Origin of the sequence: Plesiomonas sp., assembly GCF_051650925.1 — a bacterium.
Taxonomy (GTDB): domain Bacteria; phylum Pseudomonadota; class Gammaproteobacteria; order Enterobacterales; family CAMTGL01; genus Plesiomonas.
Map to the genome: position 1 here is coordinate 1 of NZ_JBOFRH010000567.1, position 6829 is coordinate 6829.

At 50.2% G+C, this 6829-nt stretch carries 7 protein-coding genes and 1 pseudogene; 7 read left to right on the plus strand and 1 reads right to left on the minus strand.

Annotated elements, in window-relative coordinates; genetic code table 11:
• Positions 1–561 (plus strand): tetratricopeptide repeat protein (locus tag ACRC27_RS13410; RefSeq protein WP_438640113.1); only part of this gene is annotated, 561 nt, incomplete at its 5' end.
• Between the two features lie 144 nt (positions 562–705).
• On the opposite strand, the gene hmpA is transcribed toward ACRC27_RS13410, so the two are convergent.
• Positions 706–1896 (minus strand): NO-inducible flavohemoprotein, encoded by a 1191-nt coding sequence (gene hmpA / locus ACRC27_RS13415; protein WP_438629305.1) that lies wholly within the window; start codon positions 1894–1896, stop codon positions 706–708.
• Positions 1897–2111: 215 nt separating this feature from the next.
• Between hmpA and nsrR the strand changes: the two genes are divergently transcribed.
• From nsrR to rpsR, 6 genes and pseudogenes are all read left to right on the plus strand, one after another.
• Positions 2112–2540, plus strand: coding sequence for a nitric oxide-sensing transcriptional repressor NsrR (nsrR, locus tag ACRC27_RS13420; protein ID WP_438622153.1), 429 nt, complete (start codon positions 2112–2114; stop codon positions 2538–2540).
• Positions 2541–2579: 39 nt separating this feature from the next.
• The gene (rnr, locus tag ACRC27_RS13425) at positions 2580–4988 is read left to right on the plus strand and encodes a ribonuclease R (protein ID WP_438622152.1); all 2409 of its coding nucleotides are present in this window, start codon (positions 2580–2582) and stop codon (positions 4986–4988) included.
• 3 nt (positions 4989–4991) lie between these two features.
• Positions 4992–5726, plus strand: a complete 735-nt coding sequence (gene rlmB / locus ACRC27_RS13430; RefSeq protein WP_438622151.1) for a 23S rRNA (guanosine(2251)-2'-O)-methyltransferase RlmB — start codon at positions 4992–4994, stop codon at positions 5724–5726.
• 302 nt (positions 5727–6028) lie between these two features.
• Positions 6029–6415 (plus strand): 30S ribosomal protein S6, encoded by a 387-nt coding sequence (rpsF, locus tag ACRC27_RS13435; RefSeq protein ID WP_438622150.1) that lies wholly within the window; start codon positions 6029–6031, stop codon positions 6413–6415.
• A gap of 8 nt (positions 6416–6423) precedes the next feature.
• Positions 6424–6771 carry a primosomal replication protein N gene (gene priB / locus ACRC27_RS13440; protein WP_438622149.1) on the plus strand — a complete coding sequence of 116 codons (348 nt, stop codon included), beginning with the start codon at positions 6424–6426 and terminating at the stop codon, positions 6769–6771.
• Positions 6746–6829, plus strand: a pseudogene (gene rpsR / locus ACRC27_RS13445) (30S ribosomal protein S18); the annotation flags it as partial. The gene priB and the pseudogene rpsR, both read left to right, overlap by 26 nt.

Consider the following 6829-nt stretch of genomic DNA (forward strand, 5'->3'; position numbering starts at 1 on the left):
GGCGGCTCACCGGTTGAAGTGTATGATCAAGAAAAGCTGTTGCGGCAAATTGTTAGCGAGCAGCATTTACAACAGGTTCAAGCCGATCAATGTCAATTGGTTGAAGATATTGAATTGCGTGCGCGTCAGGCAGAATATCCGGCGTATCAGTTTTTGTGGGGCGATATGCTCACTCAAGGAGTTTGTGTACCGCAAAACCCAGAGTTAGGGCTGTATTACCTGCAAAAATCTGCTGAACAAGCACTTCCGGCCGCTTTTTTGCGCTTAGGGCAGTTTTACCGGCAAGGTCAATTTGTGCAGCAAGATAGCGAACGTGCGATACGCTATCTGCGTGAAGGGGCTAGTTTAGGCAGTTTATCGAGCCGAATTGCACTGGCACAAATGCTGGTGGCTAATCAGGGTAGCCCGCTTGATTATGAAGCCAGTTATCGCTGGTTATCCGAAAGCATTACCGCTGATACCGCGCAGCATCAGGTAATTGCCGTGTTACGAAAAAAACTGGCGGCTAAAATGCCGGGCAATATTATTCAGCGCGCCACCAAACCGCGTGGGTTTTGGTGATGTTGGCAAGTGGTTTTCGGTATCAGAAGATGATAGCTCACCACAGATAAAATCAGGGCGCTCTTTGAGCGCCCTGATTGTGTTATTCCTGCATGTGTCATTAATGCTCTGTGTATTACAGTGTTTTTTATTACAGCACTGTTATTACAACACTTTGTGCGGACCAAAACACTCATAGTGAATACGGTCTGCATCAACGCCCCAGCCTTGCAGTGTTTGGCCAATATGCTGCATAAAGCCCAATGGACCACAGAAGTAGTACTGCATATCTGGTGTATCTAGTGTGCTGCGCAGTGCTTGCAGATCAACGAAACCCTGATATTGATAATCTTCACCCGGCAGATCTTGTGCGGTAGGTTGGTTGTACCAAACATGGCGGCTGATATTGCTATGCTGTGCAGCTTGCGCATTAATGTCTGCGGCAAACGCATGGTGTTTGCCATTTTCAGCTGCGTGGATCCAGTGAATATCACCACTATGCTGTTGCTGAACCAGTGTATTAAACATACTCAGCATTGGGGTTAAACCTACGCCACCGGAGATCAGTGCGACCGGAGTGTGCGCTTGGGTTTGTAGGAAGAAATCGCCGTACGGCATGGCCAGTTCAACCACATCACCCACTTGTGCTTCATTATGCAGATACGGCGAAACTTTGCCGCCTTCTTCACGTTTTACTGCAATGCGGTAGGTTTTGCCGTTTGGTGCGTCAGACAAAGAGTACTGGCGAATTTCACGGTACTCAAAAGAGGCTGGACGCAGGTATACAGCCAGATACTGACCCGGTAAATAATCAGCAACAGGTTGGCCGTCAACTGGCGCAAAAACAAAACTGGTGATCACATCACTCTCTTGGTTTTTTTCAACCAGAGTAAAAGCACGCGTGCCTAACCAGCCACCATTTTGTGTTGAACGCTCTTGGTAAATAGCCGCTTCACGCCCGATAAAGACATCAGCCAATACCTGATACGCTTTTCCCCACGCATCCAGCACTTCTTGGCCTGGGTTAAACAGCTCGCGGATAGTGGCCAGCAAATGCTCACCCACAATCTGATATTGCGCCGGTTGGATATTAAAACTGGCATGTTTTTGTGCAATCTTCTCTACTGCTGGCAACAGCGCGGCCAGATTTTCGATGTTATTGGCATACGCGACAATCGCATTAAATAGAGCTTCGCGTTGACGACCGCTAGACTGATGCGCCATGTTGAAAATATCTTGCAACTCTGGGTGATGCGAAAACATCCGATCATAAAAATGCGCGGTCAGTTTCGGGCCTGTCTCTGCCAGCAGCGGAGCCGTTGCTTTTACAATAGCGATAGTTTGGGTATCTAACATAGTCAGTCGTCACTCTTCAAATTGGGATTATCATCTCGTCGCTATAAGTTGTATATTAAATGCACCTTTATAGTCAACCAAAAAATGTTAAAAATAAGCGCTATCTGACAAGCCAATTTGTGTCACAGTGCGGAACAAAAACAACGATAATAGCGCAATGCAATCGCCTGATTATCGATAGAGCCCCTGTATTTTTTTGTGGTGGAGAGTGTTGAGTGCAATTAACGAGTTTTACTGATTATGGCCTAAGAGCACTGATTTATATGGCCTTATTACCGGAAGGCAAACTGACAAATATCAGTGAAGTCACCCAAGCATACGGTGTCTCGCGTAATCACATGGTGAAAATTATTAACCAGCTCAGCCACATGGGTGTGGTTGAGGCAGTACGCGGTAAAAATGGCGGTATTCGGCTTGGCAGACCGGCAGCACAAATTTGTGTGGGGGATGTGGTGCGCGGCCTTGAGCCGATGCAGCTGGTAAATTGCAGCAGTGAGTTTTGTCATATTACACCGGCCTGCCGATTGAAGCAGATTCTGGCAGATGCCGCAGCGGCATTTTTGGCAGAATTGGATAAGTACACACTGGCAGATTTAATCAGCCAAAACTTGCCGTTACGTCAGCTGTTACACTTGCCGGAATAGGGTATACTCGAGATTACCCTCCTCAACCGGACAGTTATTATGTCGCAGGATCCATATCTGGAAAGAGAAGCCGAGAAATACGAGCATCCGATCCCGAGTCGAGAATTCATACTGGCTCACCTTGCCGAGCGCCATGCACCTGCAAGCCGTGAAGAGTTGAGCCGTGAACTGGGTCTGACTGATGATGAGTCATTAGAAGGCCTGCGCCGTCGCCTGCGCGCCATGGAGCGTGATGGCCAACTGGTCTTCACCCGTCGCCAATGTTATGCCCTGCCTGAGCGCCTTGATATGGTGCGTGGTACCGTGGTCGGGCATCGCGATGGTTATGGTTTCTTGCGTGTTGAAGGGCAAAAAGACGATCTGTTCTTGCCTAACGATCAAATGCGCCAAGTCCTGCACGGTGATGTGATCTTAGCCCAACCGATGGGGCTTGATCGCCGTGGTCGTCGTGAAGCGCGCATTGTACGCGTTGTCGAACCACGTAAAGCCCAGATCGTTGGTCGCTATTTTATGGATCAGGGGCTTGGTTTTGTCGTGCCCGATGATAACCGAATTAGCCAAGATATCATGATCCCGCCAGACGACAGCAATGGCGCGCGTATGGGCCATGTTGTGGTGGTGGAGCTGACTCAGCGTCCGGGTAAGCGGATCAATGCTGTCGGCCGTGTGGTCGAAGTGCTGGGTGAAAACATGGCTCCGGGCATGGAGATCCAAATTGCCCTGCGTAACCATGATATTCCGCATACTTGGCCAGAGGCCGTTGAAAAGCAAGTCAGCAAGTTAAAAGAAGAGGTGCCCGAAGAGGCCAAGCGTGGTCGAATTGACCTGCGTGATCTGCCGCTGGTAACGATTGATGGCGAAGATGCGCGTGATTTTGACGATGCCGTTTATTGCGAAAAAATTGCCTCTGGTGGTTGGCGTCTGTGGGTTGCTATCGCCGATGTGAGCTACTATGTTCGCCCGAAAACAGCGCTAGATACCGAAGCGCGTAATCGGGGCACATCAGTCTACTTCCCGTCGCAAGTGATCCCGATGCTACCGGAAGTGTTATCGAACGGATTGTGCTCACTTAATCCGCAAGTTGATCGCCTGTGCATGGTCTGCGAAATGACCATCTCGCCACGCGGGAAGCTCTCATCCTACACCTTCTATGAAGCGGTCATGAACTCCCATGCTCGTCTGACTTACAACAAAGTTTGGCGTATGCTCGAAGGTGATGAAGAGTTGCGTGAACACTACGCGCCACTGGTGCCGCATCTTGAAGAGCTGTATGGCTTGTACAAAATGCTGCGTAAAAACCGTGAACAGCGCGGCGCGATTGATTTTGAAACGCAAGAGACACAATTTATCTTCAATGCCTCTCGCCGTATTGAGCGAATTGTACCGCTTGTTCGCAATGATGCGCACAAGATCATCGAAGAGTGCATGATCTTAGCGAATATCTCTTCAGCCCGTTTCATGGAAAAATACCAAGAGCCAGCACTTTACCGCGTGCACGATCTACCGGGTGAAGAGCGTTTAACCGGCTTTCGTAGCTTCTTGGGCGAGTTAGGCTTGAGCCTGACTGGGGGATTAAAACCAGAACCGGCCGATTACGCTAAACTGATGGATGACATCAGTGAGCGTACCGATCGAGAGCTGATCCAGACGATGCTGCTGCGCTCAATGAAGCAGGCCATTTATGATCCGGAAAACCGTGGTCACTTTGGTCTGGCGCTGGAAGCTTACTCGCACTTTACCTCACCGATTCGCCGCTATCCGGATCTGTCACTGCATCGTGGCATTAAATATCTGTTAGCCAAGCAAGCCGGTGAAGCGAAAGATCGCTGGACAGGCAGCGGCGGCTGGCACTATCTCGACAGCGATATGGACCAGCTCGGTGAGCACTGTTCGATGTGTGAACGTCGCGCCGATGATGCAACGCGTGATGTCTCTGACTGGCTCAAGTGTGAGTACATGCAAGACCATGTCGGTGAAGAGTTCCGCGGCGTGATTGCGGCTGTTACCGGCTTTGGTTTCTTTGTCCGGCTTGATGAGCTGTTCATTGATGGCTTAGTGCATGTCTCTTCACTGGCGAACGATTACTACCAGTTTGATGCGGTAGGTCAGCGCCTGATTGGTGAGAACATGGGCAATATCTATCGTTTAGGCGATGGTGTGAAAGTCAAAGTCAGCGCTGTTCATCTGGATGAGCGTAAAATCGATTTTGAATTGCTGGAAACTGATCGTCAGCCACGTGGTGCGGGAAAAACAGCCCGTAACGCACTGAAAAATGGCGGAGAAAAGCGTACTGGCAATAAAAAGTCAGGGCGCTCAAATAACGGTAAACCGGTATTTAATCTGCCGAAAGATGCAGAAGGCCGTGGCCCGAAAAAAGCGAAAGTCATCCGTTCCGACAAGCCAAAAGCTGGCGGAGCCAAGAAACCGAACCGAAAGAAGAAACAATAATCCATGAGTGATGTGATTTTCGGCATTCATGCCGTCAAATCGTTGCTGGAATCAGATCCAGAGCGATTTATCGATGTATTTATCCTCAAAGGCCGTGAAGACGAGCGTATGCGTCCACTGCTCAATGAGCTGCGCCGTGTTGGCGTGAGCATTCAGATGGCTAACCGTCAGGTGCTTGATGCCAAATCCGAAGGTGCGGTGCACCAAGGTATTGTGGCGCGAGTTACCGAAGGTAAGCAGTACGATGAGCACGACTTAAACGATCTGCTGGATAAAACGACGACCCCGTTTTTACTTATCCTCGATGGCATCACTGATCCGCACAACCTTGGTGCATGCTTGCGCAGTGCTGATGCTGCCGGTGTACACGCAGTGATTGCCCCGCGTGATCGCTCCGCTAAGCTAAACTCGATTGCCCGTAAAGTTGCCTGTGGTGCTGCCGAGCATGTTCCACTGATCAGTGTGACCAATCTGGCGCGTACGATGCGTGCGTTGCAAGAGCGTGGCATCTGGCTGGTGGGTACTGCCGGTGAAGCGACCCATGACCTGTACCAAAGCAAGCTTAACGGCCCGATGGCACTGGTGATGGGCGCAGAGGGCGAAGGTATGCGACGTCTGACCCGTGAACATTGTGATGAGCTCATTAGCATCCCAATGGCCGGTACCGTCTCTTCACTGAACGTTTCGGTTGCAACCGGTATCTGCCTGTTTGAAGCCGTGCGTCAGCGTAAAGCGTAACAGAGCTTCATGGTTACCGGCCCTTGCTGGCCGGTAACACCGAATACGGCTGACCGTGGGTGTCAATCTCTTGGTGTAAACTATTACCGCCACTATTAGCCGTTTCTTTACACTTTTCCCGTTCCGCACGCCTGATAAGCCGCCGTCTAATTCAGCGATTTACGCGAATATTCTTGTATTCCCTGCTGGGGTTAAGTACACTTCGGCGGCTTAAATTCAGTCGTACTTTGAAATCGTTCCTTGCTTCCGCGGGCTGACGACTGACCCGGATCGGAGGCTGAATAATCCGTAAGGAGCAATTGATGCGTCATTACGAAATCGTATTTATGGTTCATCCTGACCAAAGCGAACAGGTTCCAGGCATGATCGAGCGTTACACTGGCTCAATCCAAGCTGTAGGTGGCACAATCCACCGTATGGAAGACTGGGGCCGCCGTCAACTGGCTTACCCAATCAACAAATTGCACAAAGCTCACTACGTTCTGATGAACGTTGAAGCTACGCAAGAAGTGATTGACGAGCTGGAAACTAACTTCCGCTACAACGACGCTGTAATCCGTAACCTGGTTATGCGTACTAAGCATGCAGTCACCGAAGCGTCACCAATGGCTAAAGCGCGTGAAGAACGTCGTGATCGTCGTGACGAATTCGCTGGTGCTGACGATAGCGCAGAGGAAGCTGCTGAGTAATTATCGCTATGACAGCTAATCGTCTGGTGTTGTCGGGCACAGTGTGCAAGATACCCAAGCGGTCAGTCAGCCCCGCCGGAATACCGCACTGCCAGTTTGTGCTTGAGCATCGCTCAGAACAACAGGAAGCCGGTTTTTCCAGACAAGCCTGGTGCCGAATGGTCGTGGTTGTCAGTGGGCAGGCGTCACAAGCAAATACTCACAGATTAGCGGTTGGCAGCAACCTGATGGTTACCGGTTTTATTACCCATCATCAGACCCGCAACGGACTAAATCAATTAGTGTTGCATGCCGAGCAGATCGAATTTATAGATTCAGGAGACAAGCCACATGGCACGTTATTTCCGTCGTCGTAAGTTCTGCCGTTTCACAGCGGAAGGCGTTCAAGAGATCGACTACAAAGATACCTTCACT

Coding starts and splice junctions, on each gene's coding strand:
- rpsF (WP_438622150.1), top strand. CDS start 6,029: ATGCGTCATTACGAAATCGTATTTATGGTTCATCCTGACCAAAGCGAA.
- priB (WP_438622149.1), top strand. CDS start 6,424: ATGACAGCTAATCGTCTGGTGTTGTCGGGCACAGTGTGCAAGATACCC.
- hmpA (WP_438629305.1), bottom strand. CDS start 1,896: ATGTTAGATACCCAAACTATCGCTATTGTAAAAGCAACGGCTCCGCTG.
- rnr (WP_438622152.1), top strand. CDS start 2,580: ATGTCGCAGGATCCATATCTGGAAAGAGAAGCCGAGAAATACGAGCAT.
- rlmB (WP_438622151.1), top strand. CDS start 4,992: ATGAGTGATGTGATTTTCGGCATTCATGCCGTCAAATCGTTGCTGGAA.